This is a genomic window from Paraflavitalea pollutisoli, from assembly GCF_029360705.1.
Classification (GTDB): domain Bacteria; phylum Bacteroidota; class Bacteroidia; order Chitinophagales; family Chitinophagaceae; genus Paraflavitalea; species Paraflavitalea pollutisoli.
Genome location: NZ_JARKMX010000008.1, coordinates 87883 through 108033, shown reverse-complemented (window position 1 = coordinate 108033; position 20151 = coordinate 87883). Strand labels below are relative to the sequence as shown.

The 20151-nt window shown below is 50.2% G+C and carries 12 protein-coding genes and 2 tRNA genes; 9 read left to right on the top strand and 5 right to left on the bottom strand.

Features of this window, described 5'->3' with window-relative positions; translation table 11 throughout:
• Positions 1 to 36 precede the first annotated feature (36 nt).
• Positions 37 to 1146, bottom strand: a complete 1110-nt coding sequence (locus P2W70_RS14570) for a glycosyltransferase (protein ID WP_276485376.1) — start codon at positions 1144 to 1146, stop codon at positions 37 to 39.
• A 56-nt stretch (positions 1147 to 1202) separates the two neighbouring features.
• Here P2W70_RS14570 and P2W70_RS14565 point away from each other — a divergent pair, with 56 nt between their 5' ends.
• Both P2W70_RS14565 and P2W70_RS14560 read left to right on the top strand, forming a co-directional pair.
• Positions 1203 to 1484, top strand: a complete 282-nt coding sequence (locus tag P2W70_RS14565; RefSeq protein WP_276482213.1) for a hypothetical protein — start codon at positions 1203 to 1205, stop codon at positions 1482 to 1484.
• Positions 1481 to 2257, top strand: coding sequence for a queuosine precursor transporter (locus P2W70_RS14560; protein ID WP_276482212.1), 777 nt, complete (start codon positions 1481 to 1483; stop codon positions 2255 to 2257). Before P2W70_RS14565 ends, P2W70_RS14560 begins: the two co-directional genes overlap by 4 nt.
• A gap of 119 nt (positions 2258 to 2376) precedes the next feature.
• Here the strand turns inward: P2W70_RS14560 and P2W70_RS14555 are convergent, their stop codons facing one another.
• Together P2W70_RS14555 and P2W70_RS14550 are read right to left on the bottom strand one after the other, a co-directional pair.
• Entirely contained in the window at positions 2377 to 2877 is a 501-nt protein-coding gene (locus tag P2W70_RS14555) for a GNAT family N-acetyltransferase (protein ID WP_276482211.1), read from the bottom strand.
• Positions 2878 to 2886: 9 nt separating this feature from the next.
• Positions 2887 to 3615, bottom strand: coding sequence for a PrsW family intramembrane metalloprotease (locus P2W70_RS14550; RefSeq protein ID WP_276482210.1), 729 nt, complete (start codon positions 3613 to 3615; stop codon positions 2887 to 2889).
• Positions 3616 to 3723: 108 nt separating this feature from the next.
• Here P2W70_RS14550 and P2W70_RS14545 point away from each other — a divergent pair, with 108 nt between their 5' ends.
• Positions 3724 to 6576 (top strand): TonB-dependent receptor, encoded by a 2853-nt coding sequence (locus tag P2W70_RS14545; protein WP_276482209.1) that lies wholly within the window; start codon positions 3724 to 3726, stop codon positions 6574 to 6576.
• A 193-nt stretch (positions 6577 to 6769) separates the two neighbouring features.
• Here the strand turns inward: P2W70_RS14545 and P2W70_RS14540 are convergent, their stop codons facing one another.
• Positions 6770 to 9415, bottom strand: coding sequence for a valine--tRNA ligase (locus P2W70_RS14540; protein WP_276482208.1), 2646 nt, complete (start codon positions 9413 to 9415; stop codon positions 6770 to 6772).
• 1181 nt (positions 9416 to 10596) lie between these two features.
• Between P2W70_RS14540 and P2W70_RS14535 the strand changes: the two genes are divergently transcribed.
• The 6 genes from P2W70_RS14535 to P2W70_RS14510 all read left to right on the top strand — a co-directional run bounded on the left by P2W70_RS14535 (position 10597) and on the right by P2W70_RS14510 (position 19104).
• Entirely contained in the window at positions 10597 to 11979 is a 1383-nt protein-coding gene (locus tag P2W70_RS14535; protein ID WP_276482207.1) for an exonuclease domain-containing protein, read from the top strand.
• 145 nt (positions 11980 to 12124) lie between these two features.
• Positions 12125 to 14503 (top strand): M1 family metallopeptidase, encoded by a 2379-nt coding sequence (locus P2W70_RS14530; protein WP_276482206.1) that lies wholly within the window; start codon positions 12125 to 12127, stop codon positions 14501 to 14503.
• A 176-nt stretch (positions 14504 to 14679) separates the two neighbouring features.
• Positions 14680 to 17469, top strand: coding sequence for a DUF5695 domain-containing protein (locus P2W70_RS14525; protein ID WP_276482205.1), 2790 nt, complete (start codon positions 14680 to 14682; stop codon positions 17467 to 17469).
• A 214-nt stretch (positions 17470 to 17683) separates the two neighbouring features.
• Positions 17684 to 17758 (top strand) — tRNA-Val (locus tag P2W70_RS14520).
• A 95-nt stretch (positions 17759 to 17853) separates the two neighbouring features.
• Positions 17854 to 17928: transfer RNA gene (locus P2W70_RS14515), tRNA-Val, on the top strand.
• A gap of 723 nt (positions 17929 to 18651) precedes the next feature.
• Positions 18652 to 19104, top strand: a complete 453-nt coding sequence (locus P2W70_RS14510) for a nuclear transport factor 2 family protein (protein WP_276482204.1) — start codon at positions 18652 to 18654, stop codon at positions 19102 to 19104.
• Positions 19105 to 19285: 181 nt separating this feature from the next.
• Here the strand turns inward: P2W70_RS14510 and P2W70_RS14505 are convergent, their stop codons facing one another.
• Positions 19286 to 19957, bottom strand: a complete 672-nt coding sequence (locus P2W70_RS14505) for a hypothetical protein (RefSeq protein WP_276482203.1) — start codon at positions 19955 to 19957, stop codon at positions 19286 to 19288.
• Positions 19958 to 20151 lie beyond the last annotated feature (194 nt).

Genomic DNA, 20151 nt, shown 5'->3' with positions numbered 1-20151 from the left:
ATTCGGGAACGACTTTGCTCCCTGGCCAGCAGGCTGTTACCGGCCATCGATGAAACGGGCAGCCTTATGGGCGATAGCACCCCAGTAAAAATGACTGAAATAAGCAGGGGGCGTTTCAGCATCGTAACCAGCAGCCATTACCACCGCCTCGGGAAAGCCGCCGAGCCTGTCATCGGTAATGGTCAGCTTACCATTACAAAGGGCAGGATCGACCCCGATCGCGCCATTGAAGGTCGAAACGGCATTCATCCCATGTCCCAATGCTTCCACTAATTTGGTTTTGATACCGCCCCCTTCCACCACGGGATTCAGGAACACATCACAACCTTTGAAATACACATCGACATCCGGTACGAATCCCGCAAAGACCATGGCCGGGTAGGCTCCGCCAGCCAGGTCCGCCGGAATGTCTTTACCACAGATCAGGATCGTATACGAAAACCCTGTCATCCTTTGCAGGGCAGGGTTGATGGTTTCGATGATATGCCGCAAACCATTGAGGTTGGGCAAATAGTTGAAAGAACCGTTGAACAGTAACAGACGGTGATGGGCCGGGATATCGTGTTGTTGCAACAGGTATTGCCTGGCCTGGCCACGTTCCACGGCAGCAGGCGGCGTGTTCCATTCAATACCATAGGTGGTGGTAAGGCACCGATCGGGAGCCAGCTTAAAGTGGCGGAGCGCATACAACCGGTCTTCGTCCTGTTTGAAGAAATTATATTCGGCCTGGCGGTGTACCCATTTTTCGTATTGCCACAGGCCTTTCCACCACCATTTGCCTAAGGTCTTCCAGCGCGTACCTTCGATGTTGTGCGAATGCACAATCAGCTTTACACCCGTGGTACGCTGCAACCATACGGCCAGCCAGCCCCAATAGGGATGCTCCAGCTCAAGATGCGTGATACCCCGCTCCCGGATGATTGAACGGATCGTAAAATAATGAAGTGGGTTGGCATAACGGGATAACCCGTCTGCAATGATGTTGAGGACTTCGTATCCTTCGGCAGCGCCAGGATCATTGCTGCGTGTGGTAACACAAACCAGGGAAGTATGGCGGCTAAAATACTTGTAGAATAATGCGATATCCTTTTGCCCGCCGGTTTTAGCCGGCAATATATTGTAAGAGACCAGACCCAGCACTTTCATCAAAGCGGCTCATTTTAAAAGATGACCAAAATAATGCAATTTTACGCCAACTTGATATGCCTAAATTATTATTTTTCTCCCGCGTTGCTTTTATCTGCAATATCTGTTTCCTCCTCACCTGGGTAATGCGGTACGGCCCCCCAATACCACAGGGACATGTAGCCACTACCGTGCTGATCCTGGGTATAGGCCTGTCGGTATTCTTAAATGTGATCATTAATTTATTTATTATTGTATTGCTGGTGCAACGCAAGCTGCAAAAGGAACATAATCCACAGTGGCTCGCTATTGCCAATGCGCTATTCCTGATCGCTCAATTAATTCTGCTGGTTAAATGATCCACAACATCATAAAAGACAAGGGTACCCGCCTGTTCATTATCCTGGGCGGCTTTTTTATCGCCAATGCCATCATCGCCGAAGTGACGGGTGTAAAAGTATTCTCGCTCGAAGACACACTGGGATTACCCAAGGCCAGTATCGACCTGCTGGGGCAGAAGGGCTTGTCGTTCAGTCTTACCGTAGGCGTCATTCCCTGGCCGGTGATCTTCGTGATGACCGATATCATCAATGAGTATTATGGCGTACGGGGGGTGCGCTTTCTCTCGTTACTGACCGTCGTACTCATCGCCTTTGCTTTTCTGGTCTTTTACCTGGGCATCCATACCGTACCGGATGGAGGTTGGCGTTACCGCGGGCTGGAACCCGGGGTCACCGATCAGCAGGGCGCCTATGTGCAGGTACTGGGACAAGGTATGAACATCATCATCGGCTCTATTGCCGCCTTCCTGCTGGGCCAATTACTCGATGCGTTCATCTTCCGGGGCATCAAACGGGTAACCGGCGAAAAAGCCATCTGGATGCGGGCCACCATCAGTACCCTGGCCTCCCAATTCATCGACAGCATCGTGGTCACCTTTGTCGCCTTCTACCTGTTCAAGGATTTTAGCCTGGCCACGGTAACTGCCTGGGCGCTGACAGCCTACATGTACAAATTCATTGTGGCTGTACTGATGACGCCCGTCATTTACGGGGTACATGGTATCATAGAACGGTACCTGGGGCATGAACTGGCCGCCAATATGAAGGAAGCGGCCATGCGGGACAAGTAGGCCTCACTGCCTTGAGGGCAGCTCTGCCTCAGCAATACCCATGCACACCAAATCGGCCGGCAGGCTATCCATAAAAAAAGCCCTCGGGTTATCCGGGGGCTGCACCACTAAAGGGTTAATTATATAGCTTTTTCCATGACGTAATCGTTCATGTAGTATTGATTGCCGATGTCGATATCCTCTTCTTTCGTCACCACAAATCCCATCTTTTCGTAAAACTGGCGGGCTTTGTTGTATCGGTTCACGTTTAACCGCAGGATGCTGGCATCTGGCCGGGGCAACTGCTCGATGATGAAATCGACGAGGGCTTTACCGATGCCCTTACCCTGTGTTTTAGGATGTACATACAACTTTTGCAGTTTGTAAATACCTGGCTCCTCCAGCTCGGAATAGGAGGCAAAACCGATGGGTTCTTCATCCAGTTCTGCGATCAGGAACTGGTGTTTATTGCGCATTTGCTGTTGCAGGGAATCCGGGCTGTAGATCAGGTCCATCATGTATTCCAGCTGGGCCGGTGTAAGGATCTCCTGGTAAGTGCCAGGCCATATTTGTTGAGCAAGAAATCCGATCGTGGCTATATCATCAATATCCGCCGTGCGGATGATCAATTCATCATTCATATGCCAAAACTAAAGTATATCCCGCGGGTTATCAAAAACCTGTTTCGAAAGCGCCTCATGCTGCCGGATGGAGCGGAGCGATAACCGGATGGCAATCCAGTACGAGACCAGCGAACCACTGATCAACAATAATTGCGGCACATATTGGGTCACATTGGGATTGTCTTGCAGGAACAGGAAAAAGTCGAACGCGCCGTGAAAGAAAACGGCCAGGAACAGGCCTTTGAGAAAATGCAGGGGCGCGCGTGCCTGGTCAAACTTGGCCAGTCCGGCATGATACCCCATCAATACGCCGAAGCAGGCATGGGCCGGTACGGACAGGAACATGCGTAATATGCCCGTGGCCACGCCATGCTGGGTTACATACAGTACGTTTTCCAGCGTAGCAAACCCCATCGACACCATCACGGAGTACACAATACCATCAAAAGGTTCATTGAAAGCGCGGCGGCGATAGGAGTAGAGACGCAGTATCATGAACTTGCTGCCCTCTTCACTGATGCCTACCAGCACAAATGCCCAAACTACATAGTAGGTGATTGAAAAACGGGGAATCCATCCTTCCAGCAAGGGAAGCAGGTTGTTTTGAATGATCAATGCAGGTGCCGTGCTGATCACACCCAACAAGAAGGAGATAAAGAGGTTCTCAAACGGTTCACGATCATATTTATCGCGGTAATAAATATAGAAGGCGATGGCTATGCCTGGAGCAAGTGCTAAGGCTAACAAAGACAGCATACCCAAAAATACGGAACCACAGCCTACGTATCATTTTTTGTATGTATTCTTTCAACAAAAAAAGGCTTAATTTCCCTTCTTATAACCAATACTGCTAATCCCCTGCACATGCGTAGAAGTTTTTTACTGGGCGTAGGTCTTCTCCTGGCCGGCTGGTTGCCGGCTCAGCAATTTGGCGGACATCCCACCCGCACTCGGTGGAGCCAGATCAATACGGATACGATACGCGTCGTTTTCCCACAAGGCTATCGGGAGCAGGCAGCCGTCATAGCCGGCATGGCGCATCGGATAGGTTTGGAAACCACCAAAACGCTTGGCCAGGACTACCGTAAAATATCCATCGTACTGCAACCACATACCACCATTTCGAACGGTTATGTAGGATTGGGCCCCTGGCGCAGTGAATTCTACCTTACACCACCACAAAATAGTTTCGACCTGGGTAGCCTTACCTGGCACCGCACACTGGCACTGCACGAGTATCGCCATATCCAGCAATACAACAATTTCCGTAAGGGCGTATCCAAAGCCTTCTACTACCTCTTTGGTGAGCAGGGACTGGAACTGGTGAACAGTGCCGCCGTACCCAATTATTTCTGGGAAGGTGATGCCGTATTCCAGGAAACCTCCCTCAGCGATCAGGGACGTGGCCGCCTGCCCGCCTTCTACAACGGCTACCGCTCATTGTGGAGCGCCCATAAAGGATACTCCTGGATGAAACTGCGCAATGGTTCGCTGCGCGACTTCGTACCCGATCACTATAAGCTGGGGTATATGTTTGTGGCGTATGGCCGCCAGCAATACGGCGCCGATGTATGGGGCAAGATCACCGACGATGCCGTTCGTTACAAAGGGTTGTTTTACCCCTGGCAGCATGCCATCAAAAAATACACGGGCAAAGACTACAAAAGCTTCCGCCGCGAGGCCCTGCAATACTGGGAAACAGCGCTGGCCGCCGACGGCAAAAATGATTCGACGGTCGATGGCTGGGCGCAGCAACGCCGCCATTTCGTGGCCAACGAAGAATATCCACAGTGGGTAGATGACCAAACCCTCATCTACGTACGCAGCAGCTATCAGCGGGTACCTGCCTTTTACCAACGGAATGTGATCGGCGGACAGGAAGACAAACTCCGCCTCAAAGACATCTCCCTCGACAATTACTTTTCGTACCGCAATGGTAAGATCGTGTATGCCGGTTACGAGGTCGACAACCGCTGGCGCTGGTACGATTACAGTGTGATCAAATGGTACGATGTTCAGGCACGCAAACACCGTACACTGACCCACAAAACACATTATTTTTCGCCCGACATTTCGGAAGATGGCAACAGGATCGTTGCGGTGGAAGTGATACCTGGTCAGCCCTCTTCGCTGCAACTGCTGAATGCGATCGATGGTGCCGTTATGAAGAAGTTGCCAAATCCGGAAGGCTTGCTGTATACCTATCCCAAGTTCTATGGCAGCAACCAGGTCGTGGCGGCTGTCCGCAACCAGGAAGGGGCCATGTCTCTTTGCCTCGTCAATACGGCCGATGGCCGCACCGATTATTTACTACCCTTTTCGATGAACGTAATTGGCTTCCCCACGGTGCATAAAGACACCATCAGCTTCTCAGCGTCACTGAATGGGCAGGACCGGTTGTTTATTATTGCCAACAAACAGATCCAGTTGTTTACACCACCCGTAGCCACCGCGGCAACGGGCCATTATCAACTGCAGGTGGCGCATGGCCGGTTTGCCTGGTCGGCTTTTACAGCGGTAGGCGATAAACTCGAGCAGGGAGCATTCACACCAGCACAACTGACGACGGTGCCCGCCGAGTCATTTGCCCAGGCACTGCCCGTGTACGGTATCAAAGAGATAGGTGGTACACCGCAGCATGGCGAAGATGCCTTGCCTGCAGACAGCCTGTATGCGGCGACCAAATACCCGAAGGGATTTCGGTTGTTCAATTTCCATAGCTGGCGGCCTATTGTTGAAGACCCCGACTATACGCTTTCCGTCATTGGCGAGAATGTGCTGAATACCCTGCAGTCGGAAGTATTCTTTAATTACAACCGCAACTATAAACACAAGCAACTAGGTGCTTCATTCACTTACTCGGGGCTTTATCCCTGGTTGCGCTTGTCGAGCACGTACACCTTCGACCGGCTGGGTGCTTACAAGAACCAACAGTTCCAGTACAATACCTGGGAAAATGCCCTGGGCGTGCTGATTCCCTGGCAGTTTACCAGCGGCCGCTACAACCGGTCACTGACGATTGGTACTGACCTGATCCACTCAGCGCGGATCTATCCGCAACAGCTGAAAGACTCGATCTACAATCCGGCGGTGGCGTATGTACGTCCCTATATCACCTTCTCGAACCAATTGCTCACGGCACGCCGGCATATCTTCCCGCATTTTGCCCAATCGGTGACCCTGCAATACAAGTATGCCGTGACCAAGCTCGACGCCCAGCAGTTTGAAGCGAATGCCAATTGGTATTTCCCCGGCATCCTGCCCGACCACAGCATCATTGTCAATACCGCCTTTCATGGCCGGGATACGATGTATGCCGGCAGCATTTTCGGTACCAGCTTTCCCTTCTCACGGGGGTATCCCGCCCAGAATGCGCACCGCATGAGTAAGATCGGGTTCAACTATCATTTCGCGTTGTTGTATCCAGACTGGGGCATGGCCAATATCATCTATTTTACCCGGGTACGTACCAACCTGTTTTATGATATCACGCGCATATCGGATTACTCACCGACCAATACCGGCGGCCGCGCGAAGTTTTCCGTCGACCTGCGATCGTATGGCGCAGAGATGTATTTCGATACGAAGTGGTGGAACCAACACAATGTAACCTTCGGCTTCCGTTACAGCCGGCTGCAGGATGCCGACCAGTTCAGGGTGCCACCACCGGTCAACAAGTGGGAGTTTATCGTACCGATCAACTTGTTGGGAAGGTAGGAGCGCATGGGCGCCGTAGCCAGGGCGGTATCTATCGATCTAATGATGATGCCGCGGCAGTTGACCCCAGCTATTCGACGTATATCAAAAAGGTTCAGCCTTTAACAGCGCCCCGAAAGAGCCGCCGTTAAAGGCCGAAATATTTATGAGCTATTGTGGGATGGTTGACCTACCAACCACCAGCAACACTCGCTTACAAGTGAGATAGACTTTCTTCAATGATCGCGATCTTGGCAGCTGCATCAGATTGCTTCTTCCGCTCACTGTCGACCACTTCCGGTTTTGCATTCTGTACAAAACGTTCGTTGCTCAGCTTTTTCTCTACAGAAAGCAGGAACCCTTTCAGGTATTCCAGTTCCTTTTCGAGGGTAGCCTTTTGTTGAGTCGTATCTACCTCCTGCTCGGAAGTGATATAGAATTTATCCTTACCGATCACGGAAGCGATGCTGTTGGGCACGGGTTCCTGTACGAAAGTTACCGCCTCTGCGTTCACCTGTTTGAGCAGGATGGGCTCGATGGCTTTGTACAGCGTATTGTCGCCGGTATTGATACAGAGCTTGATGGCTTCTTTGGGTTTCAGATTGTTTTTGGCACGGGTATCACGCAGGCCGGTGATCACGTCTTTCAGTAACTGACCTTCCAGTAACAGGGTCTTGTCAGCGGCTTGTACGGGTGCCAGCTGCTTGATGCAAAGCACATCGCCTTCGGCACGAACAGCGAGTAGTTGGTACAACTCTTCTGTTACGAACGGCATGAAAGGATGCAGCAACTGCATCAGTTCCGAGAAGAAGCCAACGGTTTTGTTGTACACTTCCTGCGAGATAGGCTGCTCCGGTGCGGGCTTTACCCACTCCAGGTACCAGCTACAGAAATCATCCCAGATCAAAGAATATAAGATCTTCAGGGCTTCGCTGAGTTTGAACTCACCATAAGCCTTTTCTATATCCGCTTTCGCTTCGTTGAGTCGTTGCTGGAACCAGTTTACGGCAAAGGGAAGCGGTTCGCTGGTTGCTGAAGTAGCCTGGCGGGCCTCCCACATCTTCACCAGCTTCAGCGCATTCCACATCTTGTTATTGAAACGGCTGCCTTGCTCGGGCGATGTCTCGTCAAACAACAGGTCGTTGCCCGCAGGTGAAGAGATCATGATTCCGAAACGAACAGCATCGGCACCAGTGGCCTCGATCAGCTTTAAGAGATCGGGAGAGTTACCAAGACTCTTACTCATCTTGCGCCCCTGCTTGTCACGCACCATGCCGGTAAAGTAAACATCGCTGAACGGTTTCACGTCCATGTACTCCATGCCCGCCATGATCATACGTGCCACCCAGAAGAAGATGATATCCTGACCAGTTACCAGAACCGAAGTAGGGTAGTAGTAATTGATATCGGGATTGCCGGGATGCGTAATGCCTTTGAATACTTCGATGGGCCACAGCCAGGACGAGAACCAGGTATCGAGTACGTCGTCATCCTGCGTCAGTTCGTCGGCCGTCCAGTTGGCGCCTTGTTGTTGGAAGGTTTCCAGCGCGGCTTCTTTGTTCTCTGCTACCACAAGTGTTCCGTCGGGTGCATAGAAAGCCGGGATACGCTGACCCCACCACAACTGGCGGCTGATACACCAATCCTTTACATTCTCCAGCCAGTATTTATAAGTCGCGAGGAATTTATCGCCGGGGTGTATCCGTACTTCGCCACTGGTCACAGCCAGCAAGGCCTTATCGGCCAGGGTGCGCATCGCCACGAACCACTGGGTAGAGATACGGGGTTCTACCACTGCATTGGTACGTTGGGAAAAACCAAGGCGGGTGGTATACTCCTGGTCTTTGATCAACAGACCGGCTTCCTGCAATAAGCGTACAATCTCTTTACGTGCATCGAAGCGGTCCATGCCTACACATACCTGGGCGGCTTCGCTCAGCTTACCGTCTTCGGTCAGCGTGTCGATGATCTCGAGGTTGTGTTTGAGACCTAGGTTATAATCATTGATATCGTGGGCAGGCGTTACTTTCAGTGCGCCGGTACCAAATTCTTTGTCGACGTATTCGTCGAAGATCACGGGTACCGCACGGTTCACGAGCGGCACGATCACTTTCTTCCCTTTCAGGTGAGCATAGCGCTCATCGGTAGGGTTTACACACACCGCGGTATCACCCATGATGGTCTCGGGGCGTTGCGTGGCGATCACGATGGGCTCGTCGCTGGTAGGCGTACCCACTGCATCGACAACTTTATAAGCGACATAGTACAGCTTACCCTGCAGCTCCTTGTACTCCACTTCTTCATCACTGAGGGCGGTTTTGGCTGCAGGATCCCAGTTGATCATGCGCGCGCCGCGATAGATCAGCTTTTTATTGTATAGGTCTACAAACACCTTGATCACCGCACGGTAGTAGTCGGGGTCCATGGTAAAGGATACCCGGTCCCAGTCAACGCTACAGCCCAGTTTTTCGATCTGGTGGTAGATGATGTTGCCATATTTCTCTTTCCACTCGAACGCATGCTCGAGGAATTTTTCGCGGGTGAGGTCGCTTTTCTTGATGCCCTTTTCTTTTTCGAGCATCTGCACCACTTTGGCTTCGGTAGCAATAGAAGCGTGGTCGCTGCCGGGAACCCAGCAGGCGTTGAAGCCACTCATGCGCGCTTTGCGCACCAGGATATCCTGCACGGTTTCATTCAAGGTATGCCCCATGTGCAACACGCCGGTGACGTTGGGGGGAGGTATCACGACCGTGAAGGCCGGACGGCCATCGGGCTGACTATTGAAATAGCGTTTTTCTTTCCAGATCCTGGACCATTTTTCCTCGATTCCCGAGGGCGTGTAGTTTTTGCTTAATTCCATCTGTATGATCATCTTAAAGGACGGCAAAGGTACGAAAAAGGCGCGAGTTGGCCGGAGAAATGAAAGCTACACTGATCGTCCCACTCTGGGAATAACCTCGATTTAGCTAGGGCTTAGCTAGGGTTTAGCTCCGGTTGAGCTAGGGTCTTCCCAAATCCGGAAAAACCAGCCTGTGCAGGTCCTATTCGACTTGCTTTCAGGTCGGTTTCAGGTCCGTCCCTACTGCCTTCCTGATAACAGGGGACTGGTAGGAGACTGGTATGGGACTGGTATGACACTGGTATATAGGGATACCAGTTGTATGGGAGTAGTGTAGGAGTTCTATACAATAGGGATGGCAGTCCCCTAGAACCGGCATACCAGTCAGACAGGAGTAAACCACCAGCAGCCATGGGATGGGACTAAAACAAAATGCCCCGGGACCAGCCCGGGGCAAAGAAAAAGAGGTGTATAGCCGGCAATGCAGGTTGCCAGCAAGCTTCTTGTGGTCAGGTTTGCAGTGGTCTAAACTATGCGTACCAGTACAGGTAAGAAAGCGCCATGATAAACGCCAGGAAACCAATGGCCAGCAATACTACTTTAGTAGTTTCACCCAAGTGTAAAATGTTCTTCTTCATACGACTACGTGTTTTGAAATGAATGTGTGTGTTAAAAAGAATTTCACGTACGATCAGTACTTGCAGGTCTTCAGAGGGAGGAGATTTCCTAGGGGGTGGTCAATCAATAAGATACGTAAGTCGATTCAGGGGGTATAAAGCGTGTAACGAAAGCCGGGCTATCGGTATCGCCTCACTGCAACAAAAGTAATACAAGGATTTGGAAAGTGCAAGCCAAACTATCAACAAAAAAATACCCGCAGGGCATTGACTCCTACGGGTAAAAAACCTATCCTTATTGATTATCAATGATAATCAGCTTTGGGTAAACCAAAACGAGAAAAGAATTAAGGCGGTGAAGTAGAGAACGGCTGCTGCAACCAGCACGGTGTTCTCCGCAGTTTTCGATGCGTTGATCTTTTGCATAGATATGGATTTTGAGGTTTAAAGACCGGCTCAAAGTCCTCACAGGGTTGTATGCGACAACAGGAGTCCATGCGGCTCCCGCTTCGTGCGGTACGTGGATAAAAACCGGTGTGTCTGATCTACGCGATTACAGGCCCTTCTTCTTAACTTTAGCCCCGAATGATCTATGCCATCGTCGATATAGAAACCACTGGCGGTTATGCTGCTAATAACGACATAACGGAAGTGGCTATTGTGTTGCATGACGGGGAAAAAGTAGTGGACAGGTTCGAAAGTCTGATCCGCCCGCAGCGTCCCATCCCGCATTATATACAGGTACTCACCGGCATCACTCCCGATATGGTGGAAGATGCCCCGCGCTTTGAAGACATCGCCCCACAGATCCACGCGCTGCTGGAAGGGAATGTCTTTATCGCCCACAACGTCAACTTCGACTACTCGTTTCTGAAACACCACCTGTCGCAGGCAGGCTACGAACTCTCGAACAATAAACTCTGTACGGTGCGGTTGTCGCGGAAAGTGTTTCCCGGACATCGCTCCTACAGCCTCGGTAATCTTTGCCAAAGCCTGGGCATCGCCATGGAGAATCGCCACCGCGCGATGGGAGATGCTGCTGCCACCGTCCGGTTGTTCGAGTTGTTGTTACAGAACGGCGCCATCGATCATATCCAGCAGTACGTCAAGAAAGGCGCCAAAGAACAATCCCTGCCGCCACACCTGCCCAAAGAGCAGGTGGAGAGCTTGCCCTATACGCCTGGGGTATATTATTTCCACGATCAGAAAGGCAAGGTGCTTTATGTAGGCAAAGCGAAAAACCTGCGCTATCGTGTACGCAGCCACTTCACCCATAATGGAGCCGGCCGCCAACGCCAGGAGTTCCTCCGCAATATTCACAGCATCACGTTTCAAACCTGTGCCACCGAGCTCATGGCATTCATCCTGGAGAGTGTAGAGATCAAACGCCTATGGCCACCACACAACAGCAGCCAGAAACGCTTCACGCCCTCTTTTGGCCTTTATGTATATGAAGACCGCAATGGCTACCAGCGGCTTGCCATCGACAAGATCAAAAAAAGCCTGACACCTATCTATACGTTCAACCTGTTACTGGAAGGACACCGTATGCTGCGCAAACTGATGGAGACTTATGAGCTTTGTCCGAAGTTGTGCAACATGCAGAAAGACCATGTCGATTGTACCGGCATGGAAGAAGGAACCTGTCATGGTGCCTGCCAGCGTACGGAATCGGCTGTGCATTACAACTTCCGCGTGAACCAGGCACTCGACTTCCTCGACGAAAACCTGCCCACCTTTGCCGTGGTGGACGAAGGACAGGAGTCCATCGAGCAAAGCTGTATCCTCATTGAAAAAGGTCGCTTTTATGGCATGGGCTACCTGCCACAGGATTGTTCGGTGCATGATATGGACTCGCTGAAAGGCTACCTGACCCGTTACCCTGAAAACGATTATATCCGCGGACTGGTGTACCAACACATCGAAAAATACCCCCATAAAAAAGTGACCTGGAAGGCCCAGGCATAGGTCCATTGACCGTGACGCTGCGCCGATTACCACCGGTCAATATACAGACCGCCTGATCGTGCTTGATGGTTACTGGTAATTCTTCCGCCAGGGCCGCCGTTATTTGGCGCTTAGTCCATAATTTGCCGGCTTATACCATTCCTGTATGCTGTTGCTTCAACGTATTACTGTTTTTCTGTTTGTACTGATTGGAGGTTATGCCTGCCAGCCATCGCCGGCACCCCCAGCCGGCGTGCCGTTGACCCTCGCCACGCACCGCAAGGCCCAGTTGTCCAATGTTCGCTACCAGCTGAACTTTGATATTCCTGCAGAAAAAGACAAAGCGATACCCGCTACCGCGACCATCGAATTTACCAGTACGAAAGACAGCGGTACACTCGCGCTCGATTTCAAACAGCCGGCGGGCAGCGTACAAACAGTAGAAGTCAATGGCGTATCCATCAAAGTTCGGCAGGAAAATGAGCACCTGCTGATTCCCGGCGAAAAGATCATAGAAGGCGTCAATACCTTGCAGATTGCCTTTAGGGCGGGCAACGACGCACTCAATCGCAATGGGGACTATATGTATGCGTTGTTTGTACCGGAACGTGCCCGCACGGCCTTTCCCTGTTTTGATCAGCCCGACCTGAAAGCCACTTTTGCGCTCACGCTCACGATACCACAAGGCTGGCAGGCGATGAGCAATGGCCCCTTGCAAAAGATCACTACCGCAGACGATAAAACGACCTGGTCCTTTGCCCCATCGGGCACTATCCCTACTTATCTTTTTTCCTTTACAGCCGGTCGCTACCAGGTGAAGAAAATGCAGGCAGGTGGCCGCGAGATGGAATTCTTTTACCGTGAGACGGACAGTGCCAAACTGGCCGCCAGTATCCCCGCCATCTTCGACCTGCATGCACAATCGCTTCAATGGCTCGAAGGGTATACCGCGATCAGTTATCCCTTTCAAAAGTTTAGTTTTGCAGCCATACCCGATTTCCAGTTTGGCGGAATGGAACACCCCGGCGCTATCTGGTACAATGCCAATTCCCTGTTCCTCGACAGCAGTGCAACCCGTACGCAGTTGATACGCCGCGCCTCCCTCATCGGACATGAAACCGCCCATATGTGGTTTGGCGACCTGGTGACGATGCAATGGTTCAACGACGTATGGATGAAAGAAGTATTTGCGAACTTCATGGCGGATAAGATCGTGGCGAAAGTCATTCCGGATGACAATGCCGCGGTTAAGTTCATCACCGATCACTACCCGGCAGCGTACAGTGTAGACCGTACAAAAGGCGCCAACCCCATCCGGCAGCCACTCGACAACCTCAATGAAGCGGGCAGCTTGTACGGTAATATTATATACCACAAGGCGCCCATCATGATGCAGCAACTGGAACGGTTGATCGGGGAGGAGTCGCTGCAAAAAGGTCTACAACAATACCTGCGCCGTTTCGCCTACAGCAATGCCACCTGGCCCGATCTGATTGCCATACTCGACTCCAATACCACCGTCGACCTGCAGGCCTGGAATGACCAGTGGGTCAATAAGGCCGGGAGGCCAATAAAAAATGAGGCGCTGGCTAATGCGCAGGGAGATACGTATGGATTGTTTACGATAGACACCACCCGTATTGCCGCGATCTATAAGGAGCCCGACGCTGCCCTGCGTGCGCTGCAGCACATCAATTTGTTTGAAAACGTCATTGATGGTCGGGGTCTCACACCGTTAGCCTGGATGGCATTTGCCCAACAAGCCTTGATGGTGGAGAAAGATGAACTGATCAACCAACTGTTGCTAGGCCAGCTGCAAAGCATTTGGTGGGTGTACCTGACACCCGATCAGCGTGTCGCCAGGGCAGAGGAATTGCAGACTGGCTTGCTCAACCGCATAGCCTCGACAGAGAAACCGGGTATGAAGAAACAGTTCTTCAAGACCTATACGAATATTGCGATCACGGTGCAGGGCATGAATACCCTGATGACCATCTGGCTGAAGAAAGAACCACCGGCCGGGGTGAAACTGACCGATGACGATTATACCGACCTGGCAGCGGGGTTGGCTTTACGTAGCCATCCACAAACAAAGCAGATCCTGCGCGACCAGCTGGCCCGGATATCGAACCCCGATAAGAAACTACGGTGGGAATACCTGCAGCCCGCCTTGTCGCCGGATAGCGCAGAGCGGGATCGTTTCTTTGCGGGCCTGAAAGACCTGGCGAACAGGAAAAAAGAGGCCTGGGTGGTAACAGCGGTAGGCTACCTGCATCATCCTTTGAGAGGGGTGGGTAGCGTCAAATACATCCGGCCTTCGCTCGACCTGTTGGAAGAGCTGCAACGTACCGGCGATATCTTCTTCCCGTATAATTTTCTGCAAGCCACGTTGGGCATGCACCAGACTGCGGAAGCGGCGGCAGCGGTTCAGTCGTTTATAGATGCCCATCCCGGCTACAACAGCCGGTTGATGAACAAGTTGCTGCAGACCGCCGATCCGCTGATGCGGGCCAGGGCATTGTTGGAGAAAGAAGTTAAAAAATAGCGGTCCACCGGCTCTGGCCGGGATGCCACGATAATTCAATTGTCATTAATATATACCTGCTTTTACCCGGGGGAATGGCAGCATAAATTACCGCATCCTTGTCTGATATTGATATCTGTGGTAAACGGCGAAGGACCTCATTGGTTTAATCGTCAAATTGACAATAAATCAAAACAATGAGAAAGACAGGCCTTGCGGGTTTGCTGGGTATATTGCTGTTTCAAACTGCCCCTGCACAAACGACCGCTCCTCAACCGCTCACCAACGCCACCTTTACTCTGAAGACAGACCGGTACGGCATTGGCGAGCTATCCAGGACCAACGATGTGCATGCCACCAATTATATCAGGCGGGGTAGGGTGTTTGGCGAAGTCGTAGCCCGGTATTTTCAGGGCAGGAAACTGGATACGGTGCTGGCTTCCACTAGCAGCGAAACGACGGTTTCGCAAAACGGTACCAGGGTGAGTAGTTGGTCGCCGGAAGTAAAGTCGGGCAAAGCGCTGCAGATCACGCAATCATTTTCCCTCGACAAAAACGCCCTCACCTGGCAGATCAATCTCCACAACACAACAGCCAGTACGATCCGCATCGAAGACCTGGTGATTCCCCTTACCTATAATAGTGGCGGTGGAGAAAACCCCATCGAGATATTTGAACAGCGCGTCGTCAAACATCACTTTATATCAGGCAACAACTCATTCATATTCTGGGAGCGGCCAACCGGCCTGGGCCCTTACCTGGTGATGGTTCCGTTGCCCGGCACTTCACTCGAGTACTTCAATACCTCGCCACGAGACCGTGGCACTTTCAACGCCTATATCCACTCGTCGCTGACCGGCAACCAGGAGTTGCGTGGCAACTGGCGGCAGCCACATACTACCGGCTTTATCGAAGGCAAGGCTACGACCAGCTATTCGTTCCGGTTACGGTGGGCCAATAACTACAATGAGATACGCGACATACTGGTGGAAGAAGGCCTGATCGATGTGCAGGTGATGCCGGGTATGAGTATTCCGACCGATCTCGAGGCTACCATCGCGCTGCGCACCCAACAAAAGATCACTGCTGTACTACCGGAATTCAGCGCCAGTACCAAAGTGACTTATGCAGGCGAAAAACAACCAGGCACTAAGCTGTATAAGATCCGGTTCAGCCGCTTGGGCGAGAATAGGATCACGGTGACGTATGGCAATAACTATAAAACCTACCTGGAGTTCTTTGTGACCGAACCACTGGAAACGCTGTATAAAAAACGGGCTTCCTTTATCGTCAACCGGCAGCAACACACCGATCCCTCCAAATGGTACAATGGCTTGTTTGGCGTGTATGATATGAAGAATGCCCAGTTACGTGGTCCGGACAATGGCGATTTCTTCGATACCAGCCGCCTCAGTTATGTACTTACCTGCGATGATCCCGGCCTATGTAAAGCGCCTTTCCTGGCAGCGGTCAACGTCGCTTATCCCGATCAAAAGCAGATCGATGCGCTGGAATATTACCTTAAAAATTTTGTGTGGGGTGGCTTACAAAGAACGGATCAGGAGAAGCCTTATCCGTATGGCGTATATGGTACTCCAAGCTGGAAGGTGAATCGCGACAACGAAAAAAGACAGCCCGACATCAACGACACCAGCAAGTTTAAGATGCATGTGTGGCGCTCCTACGACTATCCGCATATTTTCATGCTCTATTATCATATGTACCAGATTGCGACCATGTACCCCCACATGACGCATTACCTCGACAAGAAAGGATACCTCGAAAGGGCGCGGCAAACAGCCATTGCTTATTTCAAATATCCCTATGAGATCCTTCCCTGGTACGAGATCTATAAATGGGGTTGTTACAACGAGTTGTTGCTACCCGACCTGATCAAAGACCTGCAACGGGAAGGCTTTACCGAAGATGCTGCTTTCCTGACCAGGGAATGGGAGAAGAAGGTCAAGTATTTTGTGTATGATGACAAGTATCCTTTTCGCTCCGAATATGCGATCGATGCCACGGCATTTGAGTCGAGTCATGCGCTGGCCAGGTATGCCGTGCAAAACGAGATGCAACCAGACAGCAACCTGTGGCTGGACAAGAAAACGAAGCAATGGTATTCGCACCCCACTATCCGCAAAGAAGATGGTGTGCAGTTCATGGACCGGCAAACGCAGGCCAATATGGCGCTGCGGGGTGTTATAGAGCCGGCCTATTATTTCCTGGGTAGCGACTTCAGGGGTAGGAGTGACGGTTATACGCTGAGCTATATGTCGCAGATGGGAGGTTGGTCGATCCTGGATTATGGCCTCAACTTCAGCAAGGACCCGGCAGATTATATCCGCCTGGGTTATCAATCGTACCTGAGCTCGTTTGCCTTGATCAATTCCGGTACGCCCGAAAGCAATTATGGGTATTGGTATCCTGGTAAGGAGAATGATGGGGCCAGTGGTTGGGCCTTTGAGCCACAGCAATACGCTACCCCGTGGATCCAAAAGCCACAGGGCCGTGGCCCCTGGTTTTATGATGGAGAGATCGACCTGGGCTTTGGCGGCGCTGTGCGAACGGCGGCAACGGTGGTCACCAACGATCCCATCTTTGGATTGGTAGCTTATGGAGGTGATTTACAACAAAAGAATAAATGGCTGGAAGTAGTACCGAAGGACGGCCTTCGCAGAAAGATCTATTACCGCAATGGCCAGCAGCAGCTGGATATTGAACTGCAGCGCGATGGCTTTAAGTCGGGCGCTCCGGTGGTGATCGACCCGGCTGGTGGCAGTATTCGTTTTACTTTGGAAAACCGCACGGCCAATGCCCATGAGGTTTTGGTTTACCTGAAGGGCTTTTCGGGAAACTATACCCTACAGGTAGGGCAGGGGACGGCCCGGAAAGTCTCGCTCCAGGCCACTGGTACGACCATTACCCTGGCGGTGCCAGCTGCTGCGAGCGCCGGCATCAGCCTGGTAAAGACCGGCAACAGATAGTTCGTTTGTAACCGTTCACGTCGGTGGCCGTACCGTGAGCAATGGCGGCGTGAACGGTTACTACTTAACGCATTAGGGAGGGCTTGTTTTAAAATTTCCCGTAAAAAAGACAGAAAAAATTTTGCAGTAATCTCCCAACCCTTATCTTTGCACTCCCAAACGATAACAGGGTAACAGTGAAAGAGATAGAGCGGTAGGGTTTGGGAAATAAAATGGGAGTTTAGCTCAGTTGGTTCAGAGCATCTGCCTTACAAGCAGAGGGTCGGCGGTTCGAGCCCGTCAACTCCCACAAAGAAGCAGTTATAACAAACGTTGTAGCTGCTTTTTTTATCAGACTTTAAATGGTTCCTGTTGAAAGTCTGGGTAAACATAAAAGGAACAAAAGGGAGTTTAGCTCAGTTGGTTCAGAGCATCTGCCTTACAAGCAGAGGGTCGGCGGTTCGAGCCCGTCAACTCCCACAGAAAAGGTTCACTGAAAAGTGAGCCTTTTTTATTGTCTATACGTCGGCGGTTTGCCGCGATAGCGCGGGGCGACTCCCACAAAAATGTAAAACCCAGTTCAGTAGCGGGTTTTGCATTTTAAGGAATCGAATTGACCTTTTTAGGATGTTTATGCCTTTAGAATGAATTGATCGCCCTATGGCTATCTGCACATACTTAATGCATCTTACTCAACACTTCCCGCTCAAGCCGGTTTATCATCCGCACCTTTTCGGCGCTGTCCAGGTAAGATGATTTCGAACAAGTCCATTGCGCATTTTTGAACATAAATACAACTTCGATAACGCCTGCAGTTATTTCACCAACAGAATAGGTAACTACATATATTTCTCTTGGCTTGGCTTCAAAATATTTCTTCTGATCAAAATCACCATAATACGAGAGCTACTCCGCGAATATAGAATCTTAGTGAACATTCCCCGGCACAATTCTATCTCAAACTATTTAGCAAGGGGCTGATTTAACAGGTGAATTTCGGACATTGCATATTACCCAAAATATAATCTGAAACTATTTACAGTGAGGCAAACGAAACAGGAATTCTTGAACTAAGGATTACCAAAATTCTTCACTGTCAGAAAAAGGTGTATAATAGCATACATGAACCATTTTCGGCTATAGCAGTACGACCCAAATCCAAATTTTGATAAAACATCTCTAACGTCAATCATTACAACCAGCATGAACCTGAAATCGCCTATTTTATTCAGCGTACTTTTCCTGAGTGTCAGCAATATCTTTGGACAGACCAAGCAAGATAGCCTGGATATTAAGCAAGCAGCCCTTGATTATATTGAATCTCAACACAAACCCAATCCTGCACAAATGGAGCAGGCTTTGCATCCAAGGATGGTTAAAAGAACATTCTGGAAAGACAAAGCAACCGGTAAAGACTATGTTCGGGAAACCACCACCGAATCGATGGTCCTGCTGGCAGAAAGCTATAACATAAAAGGCGATAAGTTTCCAACAGCTCCAAAAAAAGAGGTAAAATTACTGGACGTTTCTGAGCGAACCGCTTCTGTAAAATTGATTGCCGACGAATGGATCGACTATATCCACGTTGTCAAATTAAATGGGGCATGGAAAATCATCAATGTATTGTGGCAGTATAACGACATCAAACAACACTAGCAACAGGCACTAGTGCTTAGTCAAACCTCAATAAGGCTTCACTCCGTGACGCCTTTGTGTTTAGCGGTCGGCAAGGTCCAGCGGAAGCGCGGGATCAACGCGCGCTCAAGAAAGGTTACACATGTAGAGGTAAAATAAATAGCAGAGCCAATAATGTGTACTTGGAAGGAGCACAAAAAAGTTATGAGACGATCAAACTTTTATCCGACTCCAGTTCTCCTAAGCTCATTTGTCCTCCCAAATAAAAAGACGGAATATTACCTTTTATCCCCAATCGATACAATCCAAATCCAGTCAATCGCTTTTCTTCCCGTCCGCTTTTCGCTAGTCGAAATCTTGAAAAATAGGGCTTTGCAGGGTTTACATACTGGTACTGAATATTGAAGCAATTAAACATCAACTCCAGCCCATCAAATACCCCGCAAGTGTTCTCTAACAATACAGGCGTCTTACCAGCGCTTTGTTGCCCATGGGGAATGATGACGACTTTGTCAGCATGCAAATCGTCAAATTTCTCGTAGTCAACCAACTGCCGCCCAAGAAAGATCTTAAAATCGTCCAGTGTTTGAAATTTATTAACCGACCAAAATGATTCTTTAAAGCAATTTAACCGTAATGGTAAATCTGGCCTATGAATACATTCTTCTTGCTTCGTTAAACCAGTCGTTGCTATAAGCGATGAATTGTTGGTAAAGGATTCGGTATCGGTTCTAGCGTAAATCTGCGTTTTATATTTAGCGTAGATCAATTCATTCTTATCATCAACTGCTTGTAAAAAGACTTCCTTGTCATCCAACATCAAGATTTTACAATGACCGCCCCAACTGGTTTTATAAGTATACCCTGGTATCATTTTATAGTTACTATTTTATGGTAACGAAGTAAGATACTACCTAAAGAAAAGATGCGCAACAGTATACCACGTTATCCATAATAATGATTAGACTGAGAATCTTGCTTATACGCGCCATTTGAAAACCTGGCCCTCGCAACAACGTCTTGGCCATCCTACCCAAAATCGCGACCTTTGCACCCGAAAACCAATCA